The organism is Psychrobacter sp. bablab_jr014, assembly GCF_016464015.1.
Classification (GTDB): domain Bacteria; phylum Pseudomonadota; class Gammaproteobacteria; order Pseudomonadales; family Moraxellaceae; genus Psychrobacter.
Genome location: NZ_JACDXT010000005.1, coordinates 76,078 through 95,043 on the forward strand (window position 1 = coordinate 76,078; position 18,966 = coordinate 95,043).

General features: G+C 49.1%; 15 protein-coding genes. 7 read left to right on the forward strand and 8 right to left on the reverse strand.

Annotation, left to right across the window (positions count from 1 at the left end):
* Positions 1-189 precede the first annotated feature (189 nt).
* Entirely contained in the window at positions 190-1,557 is a 1,368-nt protein-coding gene (gene hemA, locus JIE71_RS01385) for a glutamyl-tRNA reductase (protein WP_199506939.1), read from the forward strand.
* A 159-nt stretch (positions 1,558-1,716) separates the two neighbouring features.
* On the opposite strand, the gene JIE71_RS12545 is transcribed toward hemA, so the two are convergent.
* Positions 1,717-1,824, reverse strand: coding sequence for a hypothetical protein (locus JIE71_RS12545; RefSeq protein WP_416231993.1), 108 nt, complete (start codon positions 1,822-1,824; stop codon positions 1,717-1,719).
* On the opposite strand from JIE71_RS12545, the gene JIE71_RS01390 reads away from it, so the two are divergent.
* From JIE71_RS01390 to JIE71_RS01400, 3 genes are all read left to right on the forward strand, one after another.
* The gene (locus JIE71_RS01390) at positions 1,823-2,962 is read left to right on the forward strand and encodes an aminotransferase class V-fold PLP-dependent enzyme (RefSeq protein WP_199506940.1); all 1,140 of its coding nucleotides are present in this window, start codon (positions 1,823-1,825) and stop codon (positions 2,960-2,962) included. The genes JIE71_RS12545 and JIE71_RS01390 overlap by 2 nt on opposite strands.
* 156 nt (positions 2,963-3,118) lie before the next feature.
* On the forward strand, positions 3,119-3,553 hold the full coding sequence (locus JIE71_RS01395) for a YeeE/YedE family protein (protein ID WP_199506941.1): 435 nt from the start codon (positions 3,119-3,121) through the stop codon (positions 3,551-3,553).
* Positions 3,554-3,617: 64 nt separating this feature from the next.
* Complete coding sequence (locus tag JIE71_RS01400) at positions 3,618-4,040, forward strand: DUF6691 family protein (protein ID WP_199506942.1); 423 nt, start codon at positions 3,618-3,620, stop codon at positions 4,038-4,040.
* Between the two features lie 23 nt (positions 4,041-4,063).
* On the opposite strand, the gene JIE71_RS01405 is transcribed toward JIE71_RS01400, so the two are convergent.
* Positions 4,064-5,716, reverse strand: a complete 1,653-nt coding sequence (locus tag JIE71_RS01405) for an AMP-binding protein (protein WP_199506943.1) — start codon at positions 5,714-5,716, stop codon at positions 4,064-4,066.
* Positions 5,717-6,212: 496 nt separating this feature from the next.
* Here JIE71_RS01405 and JIE71_RS01410 point away from each other — a divergent pair, with 496 nt between their 5' ends.
* A complete protein-coding gene (locus JIE71_RS01410) occupies positions 6,213-8,357 on the forward strand; it encodes an NADPH-dependent 2,4-dienoyl-CoA reductase (RefSeq protein WP_199506944.1) in 2,145 nt (714 codons plus the stop codon).
* Positions 8,358-8,425: 68 nt separating this feature from the next.
* On the opposite strand, the gene JIE71_RS01415 is transcribed toward JIE71_RS01410, so the two are convergent.
* The 4 genes from JIE71_RS01415 to JIE71_RS01430 all read right to left on the reverse strand — a co-directional run bounded on the left by JIE71_RS01415 (position 8,426) and on the right by JIE71_RS01430 (position 12,240).
* A complete protein-coding gene (locus JIE71_RS01415; protein ID WP_199506945.1) occupies positions 8,426-8,995 on the reverse strand; it encodes a carboxypeptidase-like regulatory domain-containing protein in 570 nt (189 codons plus the stop codon).
* Complete coding sequence (locus JIE71_RS01420) at positions 8,982-9,530, reverse strand: hypothetical protein (protein ID WP_199506946.1); 549 nt, start codon at positions 9,528-9,530, stop codon at positions 8,982-8,984. Before JIE71_RS01420 ends, JIE71_RS01415 begins: the two co-directional genes overlap by 14 nt.
* Positions 9,531-9,545: 15 nt before the next feature.
* Positions 9,546-11,015, reverse strand: a complete 1,470-nt coding sequence (locus tag JIE71_RS01425) for a PAAR domain-containing protein (protein WP_199506947.1) — start codon at positions 11,013-11,015, stop codon at positions 9,546-9,548.
* A gap of 208 nt (positions 11,016-11,223) precedes the next feature.
* Positions 11,224-12,240, reverse strand: coding sequence for a lipoate--protein ligase (locus tag JIE71_RS01430; protein WP_199506948.1), 1,017 nt, complete (start codon positions 12,238-12,240; stop codon positions 11,224-11,226).
* Positions 12,241-12,728: 488 nt separating this feature from the next.
* Between JIE71_RS01430 and JIE71_RS01435 the strand changes: the two genes are divergently transcribed.
* Positions 12,729-13,841, forward strand: coding sequence for an alkene reductase (locus JIE71_RS01435; protein ID WP_199506949.1), 1,113 nt, complete (start codon positions 12,729-12,731; stop codon positions 13,839-13,841).
* A 123-nt stretch (positions 13,842-13,964) separates the two neighbouring features.
* Here JIE71_RS01435 and JIE71_RS01440 read toward each other — a convergent pair whose 3' ends face one another.
* Together JIE71_RS01440 and JIE71_RS01445 are read right to left on the reverse strand one after the other, a co-directional pair.
* Positions 13,965-14,942, reverse strand: a complete 978-nt coding sequence (locus JIE71_RS01440; protein WP_199506950.1) for a pirin family protein — start codon at positions 14,940-14,942, stop codon at positions 13,965-13,967.
* A 276-nt stretch (positions 14,943-15,218) separates the two neighbouring features.
* On the reverse strand, positions 15,219-16,493 hold the full coding sequence (locus JIE71_RS01445) for an NAD(P)/FAD-dependent oxidoreductase (protein WP_199506951.1): 1,275 nt from the start codon (positions 16,491-16,493) through the stop codon (positions 15,219-15,221).
* A gap of 392 nt (positions 16,494-16,885) precedes the next feature.
* Here JIE71_RS01445 and acs point away from each other — a divergent pair, with 392 nt between their 5' ends.
* A complete protein-coding gene (acs, locus tag JIE71_RS01450) occupies positions 16,886-18,853 on the forward strand; it encodes an acetate--CoA ligase (protein ID WP_199506952.1) in 1,968 nt (655 codons plus the stop codon).
* The last annotated feature ends 113 nt before the right edge of the window (positions 18,854-18,966 follow it).

Sequence of the window (18,966 nt, forward strand, 5' to 3'; positions counted from 1 at the left end):
ATACACATCTTATACTATCTATAGCCACCCATATCTCCGATGTCTGGACGCCGCACATGATTTGCGCGCTCGGCAGCAGGCGATAGCGGTGGCTTATGTATCACGCATACGCATATCGGACGCCGCTACCAAGCTATAGGATTGGCTGGCGAGGCGATACCCCCGCGTTACAGTTATGGTTTATCAATAATGAGATTAGTGGTCATTGGCGTCAATCACAAAACTGCACCAGTCGCTTTGCGTGAGCGCTTGGCGTTTGTGGGTGACGAGGTGACAGAGGCGCTGAGCGGCCTAAAAACCCGCAGTGACGGCAGCGTCATTGTCTCGACCTGTAACCGTACTGAGCTGTATGCACTCGTACCGTATGAACAAGACAGCGATACAGACAGTGACAGCAATACATCCCGCCATAAAAAAAGCACGCAAAGCGCAAGTGGTAGCGTCAGTCATGCTGCCATGCAGCGGCATATTGGCCTATTAAAGCAGTGGCTGGCAGACTTTAAGCATTTGGCACTTGGTGAAATTGACCCTTATCTGTACGTTTATCAAGACACGCACGCGCTGACCCATTGGCTACGTGTGGCAGCAGGTCTGGACTCGATGATACTGGGTGAGCCACAAATCTTGGGGCAAATCAAAAAAGCAGTACAGACTGCGCAACAAGAGCAAGCGCTTAGCAATCAGCTCGGTTGGGTGATTGACCAAATGTTTGCCGCAGCAAAACAAGTGCGTAATGATACCAGTGTCGGCGCGCAAGCAGTATCGCTCGGCTTTGCAGCAGCGAAATTGGTCACGCAAATCTTTGATGATATGTCAAAGCGCACGCTGCTCGTGGTCGCGGCAGGCGAGATGAACCGTCTGGTCGCCACGCACATCGCGGGGCTGGGTGTTGGGCGCGTGATTATCTGTAACCGCAACCCTGAACGCGCCGAACTCCTCGCCGCCGAGTTGCGCCAAGCGGGGCGCGAGGTGCGTACCGAGCCGCTATCGGCATTGCCTGAAGTGCTGGCAGAAGCGGACATCGTGAGCAGCTGTAGCGGCAGTATGGACGCGCTGATTGACAAAAGCATGACCCTGCGCGCTCTAAAGCGCCGCCGCTATCAGCCGATATTGATGATTGATTTGGCCGTGCCGCGCGACATCGATCCGACCATCAGCCGCATTGATGATGTGTATCTGTACTCGGTTGATGATTTGCAGCACGTGATTGCGGGTAATATCGAGCAGCGCCGCCAAGCCGCTGTAGACGCCGAGCTGCTGGTCAGTCAGCTGGTGGTAGAAATTGAGCGCCGCTTTCAGGTGCGCCAAGTGGGCAAAGACATTCAGCAATACCGTGAGCGCACGCACCAGCAGGTCGAAACGATTCTGAGTGCGGCACTGGCACAGTTTGAACAAGGCGACAGCCAAGCTGAAGACATCGTGACCGAGCTGTCCCGCCGCCTGACCCAAACCTTGACCCACGCGCCATCAAAGCTGATGCGCAAAGCGGCGCGCGAGGGCGACAGCGAGCTGTTGGACTTTGTGGTCTCGGGGCTGAATGATGCTTATCGCCGCTAACTGTTAATGTGTCGTTTCCTTTTTTAATTTTGCTTATACGCTGCTTTTTTATCGCAGCGTTTTTTATTTGTGCCCGCTGACCTTTCTTCTTATCTATACCTTCTTTTCTTAACCTCAAAATGATAAATGCCCAGCGTGTAACCGCCAGTCACGCGGCTCTCAATTGTCATGCCTAGCTATCGGTGCTACCATCAAAGACGCAATAAATGACGATAATTGTCCCTTAATAACTTTCCGAATAAACAATGAAAACAAGGAGTGTGCCATGCCTGCGTTACGCCACGATGTTGATCCTGATGGCTTGTTAGAATATTCCGTGGTCTATACTGACCGCGCGCTCAACCACATGTCGGCGATCTTTCAGACGGTGATGACTGATCTGTCACGCGAGCTAAAATCGGTGTACCACGCGGCGGGCGTGGCGATTGTGCCAGGCTCGGGCACGTATGCGATGGAGGCGGTGGCGCGCCAGCTGGCGGCGGATAAGAAGTGCTTGATTGTGCGTAATGGTTGGTTTAGCTACCGCTGGACGCAGATTATTGAACGCGGCAAGATTACGGACGACACCACCGTACTGACTGCCGAGCGCAAGGACGATACCGCCCAAGCGCCATTTGCACCTGTCGAGATTGACACGGTGGTCGCGTGTATTAAAGCGGACAAGCCTGCGGTGGTGTTCGCGCCACATGTGGAGACCTCGGCGGGCATTATCCTGCCTGATGACTATATTAAGGCACTGGCAGAAGCGGTACACAGCGTGGGCGGGCTGCTGGTCATTGACTGTATCGCCTCAGGCTGCGTGTGGCTAGATATGGAGGCCTTGGGCATTGATGTGCTGATTAGTGCGCCGCAAAAAGGCTGGAGCAGCACGCCGTGCGCGGGATTGGTGATGCTAAGCGAGCGGGCGATTGAGGCAGTGGACACGACCGAATCGGACAGCTTTAGCATTGATTTAAAACAGTGGCTAAACATCATGCGCGCCTATGAAAACGGTGGTCATGCCTATCACGCGACCATGCCGACCGACGGCTTGCGCCAGTTCCGTGACGTGCTGATGGAAGCAAAAAATATCGGTTTTGATAAGCTATATGACGCGCAGTGGGCGCTTGGTGAGCGTATCCGCGAGCGCTGCGAAGCACAAGGCTTTGCCAGTGTCGCCGCCGATGGCTACCGCGCGCCTGGAGTGGTGGTATCATATACCGAGCGCGAGGACATTCATAAGGGTCGCGCCTTTATTGATGCAGGCGTACAAATCGCCGCTGGTGTACCGCTAAAATGTGACGAGCCTGAGAGCTTTCAGACCTTTCGCATTGGGCTATTTGGTTTAGACAAATTGACCGACGTGGACGGCGCGGTACAGCGCTTTGCTGATGCGCTTGATACGGTGTGCGCTTCTGCATCTTGATACGCCGCCTTATTTTTCTGATGATTAAAAAATAAAAAGTACCAAGTCATACAGGCTTGGTATTTTTTTACTTTTATATTATACTTTATTATATAATGTATTATTATAATACGTTAAAATAAACGATGTTAAGACAAGCAATCTGAGGGTAGCGCGATGATTGAAATAGACTGGCAAGCCTTTACGCCCACCTCGTTAGTGGGCGGACTTATTATAGGTGTCGCCACGGTACTGCTACTGCTCGGCATCGGGCGCGTGGCGGGTATTAGCGGCATTACCGCAAGTCTGCTCAAGCCCAAGCGGGTCGAGCTGTGGCAGGTATTGTTCGTGCTAGGGCTGTTCTTATCGCCATGGTGGTATACCCTGAGCGCGCCATTGCCTGAGGTGACGGTGACTGATTCGATGTGGCTGCTGATTGTCGCAGGACTGCTCGTCGGCTTTGGCACGCGCCTTGGCTCGGGCTGTACCAGCGGGCATGGTATCTGCGGCAATGCGCGTCTGTCGCCGCGTTCGATGGTGGCGACACTGACCTTTATGCTGCTTGGTATTTTGACCGTGACTGTGATGCGTCATGGGCTGGGGATACTATGAATAAGGTCATGCAAAAACAAATAGCACAGCACAAAGTTAGCCTAAACAGTAAGGAGCGCGGACAATGCTAAAAAATATCATCGGTTTGGTGGCTGGCTTGGTGTTCGGTTATGGTTTGCTGATATCGGGGATGACAGACCCTGCCAAGGTACGGGGCTTTTTGGACGTGTTCGGAGCGTGGGATATTTCCTTGGCGCTGGTGATGGGTGGAGCGCTGATACCCGCATTTATCGGCGTATGGCTGGCGCGGCGACAACAAGTCAGCTGGGCCGGCGAGACGATTGAGCTGCCCAGCAAGCGTACCTTGAGCAAACCTTTAATCCTCGGTGCGATGCTCTTTGGTATCGGCTGGGGGCTGGTTGGCATCTGTCCTGGACCTGCGTGGGTACTGCTCGGCACAGGACAGTGGCAAGCGCTGGTGTTTATCCCCGCGATGCTGGCAGGGATGCTACTCTATCAATGGCTTGAACCGCGTATCAGTGGCTAGGGCGTGTCTTAGTCTACATGACGCTAAGCACTCGTCTCGGCGGTATAGTCAATGGACTTGGCGGCTTGTCTGAGCTCAAATTTTTGTACCTTGCCCGTGCTGGTCTTGGGGATGGTGGCAAAGACAATGTGCTTGGGCACTTTAAAGCCTGCCAAGTGTGCGCGGCAATGCGCTTGTACCTCATCGCGGGTCAGATGCGTGCCTTGATGCAGCTCAATAAAGGCAACGGGCACTTCGCCCCATTTGTCATCAGGGGCAGCGACCACCGCGCAGCTTTGTACTGCAGGCAGGGCGTACAATGTATTCTCAACCTCGATGCTGGAGATGTTCTCTCCCCCTGAAATGATGACGTCTTTGAGCCTGTCCATGATTTTGATATAGCAATCGGGCTGTTTGACGCCCAAATCCCCTGTACGAAACCAACCGTCCGCGAATGCCGCTTCAGTTGCTTTACGGTTTTTTAAGTAGCCTTTCATCACCAGATTGCCGCGTAAAGCCAGCTCGCCGACTTCTTTGCCGTCACTTGCTACAGGGTTACTCGTGCCTTGTTGAAACACCTCAAAGCCCGCCATCAGATGCGATACCATCCCTTGGCGCGATTTTTTTTGCGCGCGCTCGGCGGTAGTTAATGCTGCCCATTCAGGATGCTCGGCGCAAATGGTCACAGGGCCGTATACTTCGGTTAAGCCATAAACGTGAGTGATGTGAAAGCCCATCGCCTCCATATTGCTCAGCATCGCCTCAGACGGTGGCGCACCTGCGACCCAGCCTTTGACAGGGTGGCTGATGGCGTCTTTTAATGCCTGATCGCCACTGGCAATGATGCTGTGTACCACAGGCGCGGCGCAATAATGGGTCACGCCATACTTAGCAATTAGGCGCAAAATCGTATCGGCATCAATCTTACGCAAGCAGACATTGACGCCCGCGCGCTCGGCGATGCTCCACGGAAAGCACCAGCCATTACAATGAAATAGCGGCAGCGTCCACAGATATATCGGATGCTTAGGCATGTCCCAATCTAAAATATTCGATAAGGCGTTTAACGTCGCGCCGCGATGGTGATACACCACGCCTTTAGGCTTGCCCGTCGTGCCTGAGGTGTAATTAAGCGCAATCGCGTCCCACTCATCTTGCGGCAGCTCCCAATTGTCCAAATCGGTTGCGCTGGCTACCAGCGCTTCATAGCTCATTAGCCCAAAGTCGTCCGTCTCAATCGCCGCATCGGTCGCTTGAATGATCATCAGCTGCGGAAAAGTTTCGGTCAGTAAGTCCACATAATCGGCAAACTCACTGTCGAGTATCAAGACCTTTGCCTCCGCATGCTGCAAGCAAAAACTGAGCGCATTGATATCCATGCGCGTGTTCAGCGTACACAGCACCGCGCCCGACATCGGCACGCCAAACGCACATTCCACCATCGCAGGCGTGTTCGGCAGCATTACCGCTACTGTATCGTTTTTATCGATACCCAGCTGCCGTAGACCGTCCGCCAGCTGGCGACAGCGCGTGTACGTCTCGCCCCATGTCTGCGTCAGCGCAGGATGGGTCAAATCATCATAAATAATCGCCGTCTGCTCAGGGTAGACCTGCGCGCTACGGATAAGAAAATCAATCGGCGTTAAGGGTTGGTAGTTGGCGTTATTTTTGCCAAGCGCGGTATGAAAGTCGGTCATGGGACAGTCCTTTGTCAATGAATATAAGCAGTCCGTTGCTCAAAATAGGTCACCATGGGTAAAGTATAGAGGTCAAATCGCAAACACGGCAAAAACCGCAGCACAGCGCGTTGTCTCCTTTTTTAACCAATGGCTACTCTCTACTGTGCGTAAATTTTTTGATAAAAACAACCAAAAATAGTCGATTCACGGTGTTATAAAAAAATGTTTTTTATCATAAATAAAAATAATGCAGCAGAACGGCTACACAACATCGCGCCGCACTCCTTATAGTAAAGAGTCACAAGACAAAGTAAATGCAGCGAAAACAAATATAAAAAGCATACATTACTGTGCCGCAAAAAAATACTCACTCGCCAGTCGTTTAACACCATAGTGAGCCTTGTAGTCGCTATGCTAGGATAAAATTAAGTTAACCAACGACAATAATCCGTAACGACAGGCAACGCCAAAACCGCGCCATTACCATCAACTTCGGGACGATAAGGACATCATCATGGATGCACGCTCAGCTGCTCAGGCAAACACCGCCGCCAACGACTCGCACATACCGACGCACAACAGCGACTACCCGCATCTGTTTACACCCCTTGACTTGGGCTTTACCACCCTAAAAAACCGCGTGGTCATGGGCTCGATGCACACAGGATTAGAAGACCGCTTTTATAATTATGGCAAGCTCGCCGCTTACTTTGCCGAGCGTGCCAAAGGCGGCGTGGGTATGATGATAACGGGCGGCATCTCGCCCAATCGCGAAGGCTGGCTATTGCCCGTAGGCGGGACGATGAACACCAAAATGGACGTCATCCACCACCAGCGCTTAACCCGCGCGGTACACAAGCACGACAGCAAAATCTTGATGCAAATCCTGCACAGTGGGCGCTATGGCTACCATCCGTTTGTGGTCGCGCCAAGCCCGATTAAATCGCCCATCTCGCCCTTTAAACCGCGCAAAATGAGCGCAAAAAACATCCAGCAAACCATCAGCGATTACGCCCGCGCCGCCACACTCGCTAAGCAAGCAGGCTATGACGGTGTCGAGGTCATGGGCTCAGAAGGTTATTTAATTAATCAGTTTTTATCGCGCCATGTAAATAAGCGCAAAGACGAATACGGCGGCGATATTGACGGGCGCATGCGCTTTGCTGTAGAGATTGTGCAGGCGGTGCGTGCGGCGGTCGGTGAAGATTTTATTATCGTCTTTCGCTTGTCCATGCTCGACTTGGTCAAAGACGGCAATACCATGGCAGAAGTCATTGCTGTGGCGCAGGCATTGGAAGCGGCGGGCGTGACTATTATTAACACAGGCATTGGCTGGCACGAAGCGCGCGTGCCGACCATCGTCACCAGTGTCCCGCGCGCCGCGTTTGCCGACTTTGCTGCCGAAGTGCGCCGCCATGTCAGCATCCCTGTGATGGCAGCGAACCGTATCAACATGCCGCACACCGCCGAGCATATCGTACAGTCGGGGCAGGCGGATTTGATACAAATGGCGCGCCCACTACTCGCCGACCCCAACTGGGCGAACAAAGCGCAAGCGGGACAAAGCGAGCGCATCAATACCTGCATCGCTTGTAACCAAGCCTGCCTTGACCATACCTTTGAACACAAGCGCTCGACGTGTTTGGTCAATCCGCAAGCCTGCTATGAAACCGAGCTGGTCTACAAAAAAGCCAAACGTCCCAAAAAAGTCGCCGTGGTCGGTGGTGGAGTTGCGGGCATGTCGGCGGCGTGCGTTGCCGCCCAGCGCGGGCACGAGGTGACGTTATATGAGGCAAAATCGCGCCTCGGCGGGCAGTTTAATTACGCCAAAGTCATTCCTGGTAAAGAAGAGTTTTTTGAGACCATTCGCTACTATCGCAATGAGCTTGAGCATCTTGGTGTTGAGGTTAAATTAAACACCGCGGTCGATAGCGATATGCTGGAGGCGAGCAACTATCATCACGTCATCATTGCCACAGGCGTCGTACCGCGTAGCCTTGAGGGTAAGCTGGAGGGCGCAGAGCTGCCGCATGTCTTAAGCTATGCCGAGCTGCTGTCAGGAGAGCATGAGACTGGCGCGACGGTCGCAGTGATTGGTGCGGGCGGGATTGGCTTTGATGTCAGTGAATACTTGACCGCTAAGCATACGCAAGTGCTGACTGATACCATGCTTGCAGACCCAAGCTACCGCCCCAAACCCCAATCGGTGGCAGAGTGGCGCGAGGAGTGGGGCGTCACCCAAGACGCTGATTACGACAGCGCAGGCGGACTGCACAAACCTGAAGGCATTACACCAAAACGCCAAGTCTACTTGATGCAGCGCAGCAAAGGGCGCTTGGGTAAAGGACTCAACAAAACCACAGGCTGGGTACACCGCGCGCACATCAAATCGCACGGCGTCATTGAAATCTCAGGCGTGAACTATGAAAAAATTACCAACGAAGGCATCTGGGTGACCAACGCACAAGGGCACAGCCAACTGCTACGCGTGGATAATGTCATCGTCTGCGCGGGGCAAGAATCGGTGGTGGACTTGATGCCCAAAGTTGGGGACGCGCCCAAAGCGCAATATCACGTCATCGGCGGGGCAAAGCTTGCGGCTGAGCTGGACGCCAAACGCGCCATTCGTGATGGGGCAGAAGTCGCGGCGGGGATTTAGGGTGTAATATGATACTAGACTTTTACTTTAATCATTCATAAAGCAGTTTAGATGATAAGTAAAGAAGACTATTCTACAGAACGATTTGGACTAACTTGCTTATAAGTTTTACCTTCTGGTACGGGTATGCAATCGACTTCTTTTTGAGACTCAGTAGGTTTACAGTATCTCATCGTCTTAGTATATTGATATACCCTATCATAGACATGCTCACCTGCTGCTAGTGGCGTAAGGTATACACTACCCATATTTATTGACACTGGTGTATTGATATCCAAAGCTGGCGTAAGTAAAGCTATGCCATCCACGTTAAATAAGCGACGCTGATATCCGTCGCCTTCAATCATGATATCAGCGTATTCATAAATGAATTGCAGCTGTTCTCTATTGCGTCTATGTCTTTTATCATCTGAGACGACCATGGGTGGCAAGGTAAACTTGCCTGTGCTGTCAGAAGTCGTTTGATGTTCATCCGTTAAGTAAATACTTACATCAGCAACAGGTTGCTGAGTTTCACTGTCTAGCAACTGGCCTGAAAGTGCTGGCGTGACGTAGTAATCAGTAGGCTCTAGTATCAAGCAAGCACTTAATGGAACCGTTAGCACACCGATAAAGGCAAATAGTTTATAAGGCTTCATTTGTAACTCCATCTGGTAGTGGCATACAGTTGACTTCTTTTTGAGACTCATTAGGCTGACAAAATGTCATGTCATCAATGTACTCATCTTCAACATCGTTAATATCCACACCTTCTGGTAGCGGCTCTAAAAACACCTTACCCAAATGAATATGATATGGTACTTCTTCGGTATACTTTACTTCTAAAAATTTGAAGCCAGAATTGCTAAAGACTTTTCTTCTATAGCCTTCTTTATATAAATCCAAACCACCTTCAGTCATGAGGTTTATCCCCCTGCCAGTATCAGAGGTGGTATAATCCTCTTTATAAGAAGGTAGTCTAAAGTACCCATTATGATCAGTCATTGTTGTATCTGCACTGGTTTGTAAAAGAGAAACGTTTTCTATGGGCTTATTGGTGGTTTTATCCAAGACTTGCCCAGTAATAATTGGGGAGGCATAGCCATAGATGTCTTGTCCTGCTGAGCAGCTTAAAATACACAAAGAAACAAAAGTGCCAATAATTAAACTGCTTGATGTCCTAAATATGCTCATAAACGTGCTACCTTTTTATAAAGTAAGTTGCGATATCGCTAATAATCCAAGTACATCTTCTTCACTAGCGACCACTTTATCGTCATAATCCTGTGGATTCTGTTCAGCATATTTCATTAAATCATACTCACTACCTGTAGCAGTGTATGTGCCATTCACTGCTTGTAAGATAGTAGACGAGCCTTTATGAGTTTTGGAATAATGCTGCCCGCCATTGGCCAGTAATATCTCATGACCTATTTCATGTGCAAATACTCTTTTGAAAATCTTATCAGCGCTACTTTTCTGCCGAAATCTCCATACTTGCTTACCGTGCGAATCAGTGAGTAGCAAATATCCAATATTATAATAAGTCATCCTTGATGCTTCCCAGTATCTAGAGCGTCCAGGTACACTATTAGTATTAAAGATAATATTCATTTTAGGCATGCTATTACGATCAGTAATCTCACACTTGGTAGATACTTGAAACTTCTCTCCATGAACATCGATATCAAGTCGTTTACTTTTAATTGTATTGTGCTGACGGCTCCAGTAGCGGCTGACGCCTTGCTTAACCAAACTCTCAACCTCACTGTTGGTCAAATAATCAGACATCTTATCCCTAAAGATTATAGGTCTATTGAGTTGATTTTGAGTTTGATTGCTAACCACCCTGTCAGGCACTATATCCCACTTCAATTCAGATATACTGACTCTGAGATTTGCAACTATGCGCTTTGCTTGTCTATCTATACTAATATCTATCCAATCTTGTTTTTTAAACTTAAATACAACTTTTTCTATATCGCTAGCTATAGTATTGCTACTCAAATCTGTAGCAGATACTTTTAGATCGACGCCAGCTAATAGAGCCTTGCTAGCATAGATATCACCAATAAAGCCATCCCACTCTAACGTAATAATATCACCTTTATTAAAAGTGCCAGATTTGGATGATAGGGGCGTTGGTGTCCCTGATACATCCAGCTTGAAGTTTTTGAATGAACCACTCTGCACTTTGACTTTGATATATATTTTGTCATATTTATCAGGAGCTGCATTTCTTGATGATTGTCCATGATGTCCTACATGGTTACGTGTTTTAATACCATAGGGAGAAAACAAGTTGTTATTTAAATATACATCCTCAATACTAAAGTAACTACCACTATCACTTCCTTGATTTACGTCACCATAAGTCGCCATGTATTGCTCAGGTCGTTCAACTCCCATTACATCAAAATCCGACTCTGCAAAAGCTTGTTGAACAGCAATCAGCTTAGAGCCGCAGCTCGTTATGTCACCAGCACGTGCCACAGGTGCACCATCAATGACAAAGGCTGGGTCACCTGTGACAATCGTGACGACTTTTTTGCATTTTTTGCACTGTACTTTGTCACCTTTACGCGCTACAGGAATACCATTAACCAATGTGTGTGCAGAACCCGTAATGACTGTGCCACCATGATCTGTTTTTGCGCCTACTGTAATATATGCAGCCATGTCTAACTTCCAATGTATGCTATGGTTGATGACAAAAAAATATCGCGAGTATCAATAAACGCGATATCTTTATGTCAAACTTAAGTCTGCTTATTATTGTAATAGATATTAAGATTTTAGTATACAAAAGTTCTAAATATTATTGGTTAGACGAGGGGTTTGAATAGGAACACACTGAATAGTTATAAAAACTTGCATCTATAACCAGTCACCTAACCACTTCTCCAATCATCCACCCTTTAACATCACCCACTTGCGCGGCGAATTCAGGATGCGTATTTGCTAATGTATCCAAACATGCTGTAATGCCGTCTTGGCTGTATTTTGCGCCCGTCAAAGCTGCTTTTAACGCATCAATCAGCTCGACATTTAGCGCATCAGAAAAGATAACCACCTCACTAATCTGCGCCTGCGTCACGTCCAAATGCACATCCATCATGCCCCAATCAAAGCGCGTTTCGATATGGTGGGTAAATTCAGGCGTTTTGCCAAAACGCCAGTCCCAGTCCGCCATCTGTTGATAATAGGCGTTGAGCGTGGGCTGCTGAGCGAGGGTGGCTTCATCGAGCTGCTCGACCTTTGCTGTCTCGCCATAATAGGCACAAAACGCGTCAATAATCGCACTGGATAAGAGTTCATGGGTGATGCTGTCATTAAATTCGCTCAAATTCGCCACACGGGCGCGCACCGATTTGATGCCCTTTGCTTTGAGCTTTAAGGGATGCGGGTTGAGGTAGTCGCCGAGCTTTTGCATATTGGCATTAACGAGTAGCGTGCCGTGATGAAAGCTGCGCTCGGCAGTGTGTTTAAAGGCACTGCCCGATATTTTGCGCTCACCGACCTGCATATCATTGCGCCCCGACAGCGTTGCTTCGATGCCGAGCGACTTTAGCGCGTTGATAATAATGGTAAAGTTCGCCATCTGGTCGTAGTCGGCTTTGGGCGACAAAAAAGTAAAGTTGGTATTGCCAAGGTCATGAAACACCGCACCGCCGCCGCTTTGTCGCCGCGCCAAAAATACATCGTCCGCCTGCATCTTATCGACCTTGCATTCTACCCATGGATTTTGCGCGCGCCCGATGACCACCGTTTCGCTATTGCGCCACAAAAACAGCGTGTGCGTGCTGGGGTCGCTGTCCTTACCAAGGCTTTGAAACAGCCAATCTTCGGTCGCAAGGTTAAACCACGGATTGGTGATGGCAGATTGTAAGATGCGTAGGGTCATGGGTTGTCCTGTTATCGTGTTCTTATAAATGTACAAAGGTAAAGGTGATATGACCTATAGTAGCAGGTCGTGTTTGTAGATGAGTGCTCGTTGCATTCAAGCAAAGGATACGCCTTAATATAGTCAGTTCACGATAAAATCGATACAGCGAGATTAGACAGTACTTTCATTGCTGGCTATGATGGTCTAGTAGATGAAATTTTATTGTTTATAAAGTCAACATTAAGCTTGTCTTCTATTCTCATAATTAATTTTTATAAGGTTCGTATATTAAACACTTGTCTTTCAATATCTAAAAAATCAGAGTAAACCCTTACTGTCAGTAGCTGTTTCCGTTTGTAATGCTGACTTGAATGCTACCTGATTCGCCCTATTAAAGGCGAGTATAAAATTAGTTTTACTAATGATTTTATAAGATTTTCTACATAAATTTGATACTTTTTATTATCAGTGCTCAGCATTGATATATAAAATAATAAGGATTCCTTATGGCACATGACATTCTCTTTGAACCTGTACAAATGGGCGAGCAGACGCTAAAAAACCGCATTTTAATGGCACCATTGACCCGCTTGCGTGCGGTTGAGCCAGGAGATGTGCCCATCACATGGGCGTCAGAATATTACGCGCAGCGTGCAGGTGCAGGGCTGGTGATTACTGAAGCGACACAGGTCTCATTTCAGGCAAAAGGCTACGCAGGTGCGCCAGGTTTGCACACCGATGACCAAGTGACCGCGTGGAAAGCGATTGTCGATAATGTACATGCCAAAGGCGGCAAAATCGTCGTGCAGCTGTGGCATACGGGCCTTGTGTCGCATGCGAGCGTACAGCCTGAGCGTAAAGCGCCGATTTCGGCATCGGATGTCGATGTGGGTATTCGCACCTCATTGCGTGATAGCGACAACCAAGCGATTCGTGTGGATGCCACGCCGCCACGTCCTGCCAGCCTTGAAGAGATTGAGCAAGTGATTGCCGATTTTGCCCACGCGACCAAATGCGCGCAAGAGGCGGGCTTTGACGGCATTGAGATTCATGGCGCGCACGGTTATCTACTGCATCAATTTTGGGCCGAGCACACCAATAAGCGCGATGACAACTATGGCGGCAGTCGTGAAAACCGCGCTCGTCTGATGCTTGGTGTTATTGATGCGTGTGTTGACGCGTGGGACGCGGCGCACGTGGGTATCCGCATCTCGCCACTCGGCACATTTAATAATGTCGAAGGAGGCTATGAAGAAGACGACAACATCTGGCTGATTGAGCAAATCAACAAGCGCAAACTCATGTACTTGCACATCTCAGAGCCAGATTGGGCGGGCGGCACGCCATACAGTGACGACTTCCGTCAGCGCGTACGCGATGCTTTTGGTCAGCTAATCATTGCTGCAGGTGGCTATGATGCGGACAAAGCAGAAAAGAACATCAAAGCAGGCTATATCGACGCCGTTGCCTTTGGTCGTGACTATATTGCCAACCCTGATTTGGCGGAGCGCATTCGTATAGGCGCGCCATTGAACGAGCAGCACCCTGAGAGCTTTTATGGGGGCAGCACCGAAGGCTATACCGACTATCCATATTTAGAAGAACAAAAAGCTGGATAAGCGCCAAGCGTCTTAATACGCCGACAAGCTGTATTTTCTTAATAAAAAACCGCCTGCGCAAAAAGTAGGCGGTTTTTTTGTGGATTGTGACGGCTCACCTTATCGATAGTACCAAAGACTGGTCTATACGATCGCAGGCGCGTTGCCAAACACGCCGTTTTTATAATCGTGAAAGGCTTGCTCCAGCTCAATCCGCGTATTCATAACAAAAGGCCCATGCGCGGCGATAGGTTCGCCAAGCGGTTGACCACTCAGTAGCAACAGCTTAGTGCTAGAGTGGTTCGCCAGCATGTCCGCTGTGATAGACAAGCGTACCGTGTCATATCCATTGGGGTCAACTGCGCCATCTATCAATGCGCTACAGGTCGGTGCAGCAAACTGTACCAAAGTCCCCGCACGGGCACGTGCGCCTTGTACCAGTACTTCACCTTCTTGCATTAAGATAAGTAGCGTATGACATTTAGGTACGTGTAGCTCAATAGTACCGATAGCATCAAGGGTAATATCCCACAGATTAATGGGCGAAAATGTGTCAATTTTAGCTTGTGCTTGTGCACACTCGCCAGCAATCAGGGTCACTGTGCCCAGCGACCTAGTGATGTCGTCATTATCATACAAAGGCAGGTTTGGCATTTGTTCTCGTTTGAGGCTTTGATAGCGCGGCGCGGTATGTTTATGCGCTTTAGGCAAATTGACCCACAGCTGCACGGTATTAAACACCCCACCTTCGCGGCTAAACTTAGGGGAATGAAATTCCTCATGCATGATACCGCTGCCTGCCGTTATCCATTGTATATCTCCATCTCGTAACGTGCCTTGACCGCCAATCGTATCAAAGTGACTCAGCTCGCCATGATAGATGACGGTAACGATATCAAAGCCTTTGTGCGGATGCAGACCGATACCATGCGGACGTTCTTCATAGTCAGGGTTAGGGGCAAAATAGGTGGGCTCGCCATAGTCGAGCAGTAAGAAAGGATCGGTATGCGTATGGTTAAACTGAGAGGTACCTGCTAAATGATTGATCACAGTCTTGACATAAAAGCCATCACCAATCCATTGGCTGGGTACATTATCATGCAGATGTTCAATTGCGCGCATAGGTCAGCATCTCATAAAACGTTGTAAAGCTGTATTAATGAATCAGACCTATCATAAAATAAAAATTACATAGTAATGTATAAAATGCTCGAAAAAAGTTGTTTTTTACAAAAAAACAAGTAACGTTTACTATTGCTTAAGGATTCACATCTGCCGATAGACTATCAGCTCATATAAATCAGCGGCTCAAAAACGAGGCAGTCAATGACTCATCGATTGGTATTTACAGACTCAATTCGCAAATAGCGCATCGATGAGCGCCTTTAAAGACCGTGATTACTTTTTAGCCGCCAACGCTTGCGCGCACGCGTAGCTACTTGCCCATGCCCATTGAAAGTTATAACCACCGAGCCAACCTGTGACATCCAGCACTTCACCAATAAAATACAAGCCCTTTTGCTGCTTACTTTCCATAGTTTTGGACGATACCTCATCGGTATTGACCCCGCCGCGTGTCACCTCAGCGGTGCGGTAGCCTTCGGTACCTGACGGCTTAAGCGTCCAGCCGTTTAATGTCTCGCCGAGCAGACGCAGCTGTTCGTCTTTGATATTGGCCAGCTCAGTATCACGATAGTCGTGCCATAGGTGCGTTTGTAGGGCGCTTAATAGTTTTTTGGGCAGCTTGTCTTCTGTATATTCTGCCAGCACTGTGCGTACCAGCTGTTTTGGATGCTGCTGCTTATGTGTTAATAATAATTCGCTGACGTCCGTCATGGGGAACAAATTAATCGTAATGGTTTCGCCTGTGTGCCAATAGTTTGACAGCTGGAGCATACTTGGGCCTGAGAGTCCGCGGTGGGTAAAGAGCAGCGGCAAGCGAAATGAAGCGCGCTCATTGCTCGCCACGACAGGGATACTCACGCCTGACAAACTGCGTATCAGCTCGCCGATTTGGTCGGTAAAGGTAAAGGGCACAAGGCTTGCGCTGCATGGCTCAATCTGATGTCCAAACTGCTCTGCCAACTGATAACCCAGTCCGCTTGCGCCCATGGTCGGGATAGACAGTCCGCCTGTGGCTACGACGACGGCGCGACTGTGATACGTCGTTCCAGTCTTATCCGTCACGGTAGATTTTTTATTGGCTTTGGGCGTGGTGCGAATGGCAAAGTGCGTGCCATCTGCCCCGTCCGCATTATCAGCGCTGAGGCTGTCAATCTGGGTATTCAAGCGTATCTCAATGCCAGCGCCTTGGCACTCGTTAAGCAGCATGGTCAAGATATCTTGCGCTGAATCATCACAAAACAGCTGCCCGTGCTCGCGCTCGTGATAGGCGATTTTGTGCCGCTCAACCATGGCGATAAATTCCCAGCTTGGGTAACGGCTCAGTGCCGACTTACAAAAATGGCTGTTGGCGCTGATAAAGTGCTCAGGCGCGACAAAATAATTGGTAAAGTTGCAGCGTCCGCCACCAGACATCAGAATTTTTTTGCCTGCTTTGTTGGCGTGGTCGAGCACCAAAACACGCAGACCGCGTTGCCCTGCATGTAGCGCGCAATATAGTCCCGATGCACCTGCACCAATAATAATGACGTCATAAGAGGTTGGGGTCATGAAGATACCTAACAAATAATTTTTTTAAAAAATAGTGAATATCAATAAATACGGTATTGGCGGGCGATTTCAAAACTCCCCATATATAGCAAGGGTTTGCGCGATTTGGGGGAAGGTTTTGTCTATTGTAGCATTTTGAGCAATGCCTTGTGACAACGGGGTTTGCGTGATTTTTCTGCGCCGTTTGGTAGTTGTGTTACCGCCCCTTGCAACCCCTTAACTTATTTGTCAAACTATAGTCGACACGCTACTGTGCTGTACGTGACATTGGTATAAGGAAATCTTTGGTACAGCGTACAGTTGTGTCGGTATGTCTGACGACATTTTCTTAACGCGCCTGCGTTGATGCCGACATTCAAAAGAAATAACGATAATCGAAAAGGAATTTGACCATGACTCAAAAGACGTTCCCCGTAACCGAAGCGTTTGCAAAAGCCGCGAATACCAATCCTGAACAATATCAAGCGCAATACGCTCAATCTGTCAATTCAGCAGAGGGTAGAGATGCTTTTTGGGGTGAGCGGGCAAAGCTAATCGATTGGATTAAAGAACCTACAGTGGTCAGTAATGTCAGCTACGATCTAGAAGATTTTCGCATTAAGTGGTTCGAAGATGGCGTGCTCAATATCTCTGTTAACTGTCTTGACCGCCATGTCAAAACCCAACCATTAAAGCCTGCCATCATTTGGGAAGGCGACCACCCCTCACAGCACAAAATCATCTCATTTAAAGAACTGCATGCCGAAGTCTGCCGCTTGGGCAATGCCATGCGTAAACTGGGCGTTAAAAAAGGCGATCGCGTTACCTTATATATGCCAATGGTGCCTGAAGCAATGATTTCTATGCTCGCCTGTGCGCGTATTGGCGCTGTGCATTCGGTCGTTTTTGGTGGCTTTTCTGCAGACAGCCTTGCCAATCGTATCGTAGACAGCCAATCAAAGCTGGTCATTACTGCTGACGAAGGCTTGCGCGGTGGCAAGCACACACCACTAAAAATGAACGTCGATCGCGCCCTTGATGTAGAAGGGACAGACTGCGTTGAAAAAGTCATTGTGGTACACCGTACGGGCACTTCTATTCCTATGAGTGGTCGCCGTGACGCATGGTATCACTCGCTGGTTGATGGTCAAAGCGAAGTGTGCGAGCCAGAACCCATGAATGCCGAAGATCCTTTATTCTTGCTCTACACCTCAGGATCGACAGGCAAACCAAAAGGCGTCCTGCACACGACAGGCGGCTACATTACTTATGCCTTATCGACATTCCGCGACGTCTTTGATGTCAAAGAAGACGACGTGTATTGGTGTACTGCTGATGTGGGCTGGATTACAGGTCACACTTACACTACTTACGCGCCGCTTGCGAACGGTACGACAACGGTCATGTTCGAAGGCGTGCCAGAGTTTCCAACGTGGGCGCGTGTGGGCAATATCATTGACAAGCATGATGTGAGCATTTTATACACCGCACCGACTGCCATCCGCGCCATGATGAAAGAAGGCGATGCTTTCGTGCGTGAGTCTGCGCGTAACAGCCTGCGTCTGCTCGGTAGTGTGGGCGAGCCGATTAACCCTGAAGCGTGGGATTGGTACTATCATGTGGTGGGCAATGCGCGCTGTCCTATCGTCGATACATGGTGGCAGACCGAAACGGGCGGTATCTTGATGGCACCGCTACCTAATACGGTGGACTTGAAGCCAGGCGCTGCGATGAACCCGCTATATGGTATCCGACCGAATTTGGTCGATGAAAAGGGCAACATCTTAGAAGGCGCAACCGAAGGCAACTTGGTTATCAGCGACAGCTGGCCAGGTCAGATGCGCACCATTTATGGCAATCATCAGCGCTTTTTAGAGGCTTATTTTAGTACCTATAAAGGTCACTACTTTACAGGCGACGGCGCGCAGCGTGATGAAGACGGTCACTACTGGATTACAGGCCGTGTCGATGACGTCTTAAACGTCTCAGGTCACCGCCTCGGTACAGCTGAAATTGAAAGCGCCTTGGTTGCGCACCCTGCGACCGCAGAAGCGGCCATTGTAGGTATGCCGCATCCGATTCGCGGTGAGGGGATTTGCGCCTTTATTATCCTAAAATCAGGTGAGCAGGACAGCAGCAATTTACGTGCTGAGCTGAACCGCCATGTGCGTACCGAGATTGGCCCGATTGCAGGACTGGATTCTATCTATATCGTTGATGCACTGCCCAAAACGCGCTCTGGCAAAATCATGCGCCGCATCTTGCGTAAGCTGGCCGCTGGTCAAGACGACCAGTTGGGAGATTTGTCGACCTTGGCAGACAGCGATGTGGTTGAAACCTTGATTGAGGTGGTCAAAAAAGACCGTCTAGAGAAGGCATAAAGGTCATTGAAACGATTAAAGCGTCAATCAATCACAAAACGTTGACAATTTGCGCACCATAAGCCAATAACAAAGCCATGCATCGTCGGATAGCATGGCTTTTTATTTTTAGA

Bases quoted from the DNA above. Each gene is read 5' to 3' on its own strand.
- JIE71_RS01415 (WP_199506945.1), bottom strand. From the start codon at position 8,995: ATGAAGCCTTATAAACTATTTGCCTTTATCGGTGTGCTAACGGTTCCA.
- JIE71_RS01435 (WP_199506949.1), top strand. From the start codon at position 12,729: ATGGCACATGACATTCTCTTTGAACCTGTACAAATGGGCGAGCAGACG.
- JIE71_RS01410 (WP_199506944.1), top strand. From the start codon at position 6,213: ATGGATGCACGCTCAGCTGCTCAGGCAAACACCGCCGCCAACGACTCG.
- JIE71_RS01425 (WP_199506947.1), bottom strand. From the start codon at position 11,015: ATGGCTGCATATATTACAGTAGGCGCAAAAACAGATCATGGTGGCACA.
- JIE71_RS01445 (WP_199506951.1), bottom strand. From the start codon at position 16,493: ATGACCCCAACCTCTTATGACGTCATTATTATTGGTGCAGGTGCATCG.
- acs (WP_199506952.1), top strand. From the start codon at position 16,886: ATGACTCAAAAGACGTTCCCCGTAACCGAAGCGTTTGCAAAAGCCGCG.
- JIE71_RS01390 (WP_199506940.1), top strand. From the start codon at position 1,823: ATGCCTGCGTTACGCCACGATGTTGATCCTGATGGCTTGTTAGAATAT.
- JIE71_RS01430 (WP_199506948.1), bottom strand. From the start codon at position 12,240: ATGACCCTACGCATCTTACAATCTGCCATCACCAATCCGTGGTTTAAC.
- JIE71_RS01405 (WP_199506943.1), bottom strand. From the start codon at position 5,716: ATGACCGACTTTCATACCGCGCTTGGCAAAAATAACGCCAACTACCAA.
- JIE71_RS01395 (WP_199506941.1), top strand. From the start codon at position 3,119: ATGATTGAAATAGACTGGCAAGCCTTTACGCCCACCTCGTTAGTGGGC.
- JIE71_RS01440 (WP_199506950.1), bottom strand. From the start codon at position 14,942: ATGCGCGCAATTGAACATCTGCATGATAATGTACCCAGCCAATGGATT.
- JIE71_RS01400 (WP_199506942.1), top strand. From the start codon at position 3,618: ATGCTAAAAAATATCATCGGTTTGGTGGCTGGCTTGGTGTTCGGTTAT.
- JIE71_RS12545 (WP_416231993.1), bottom strand. From the start codon at position 1,824: ATGGCACACTCCTTGTTTTCATTGTTTATTCGGAAAGTTATTAAGGGA.
- hemA (WP_199506939.1), top strand. From the start codon at position 190: ATGAGATTAGTGGTCATTGGCGTCAATCACAAAACTGCACCAGTCGCT.
- JIE71_RS01420 (WP_199506946.1), bottom strand. From the start codon at position 9,530: ATGAGCATATTTAGGACATCAAGCAGTTTAATTATTGGCACTTTTGTT.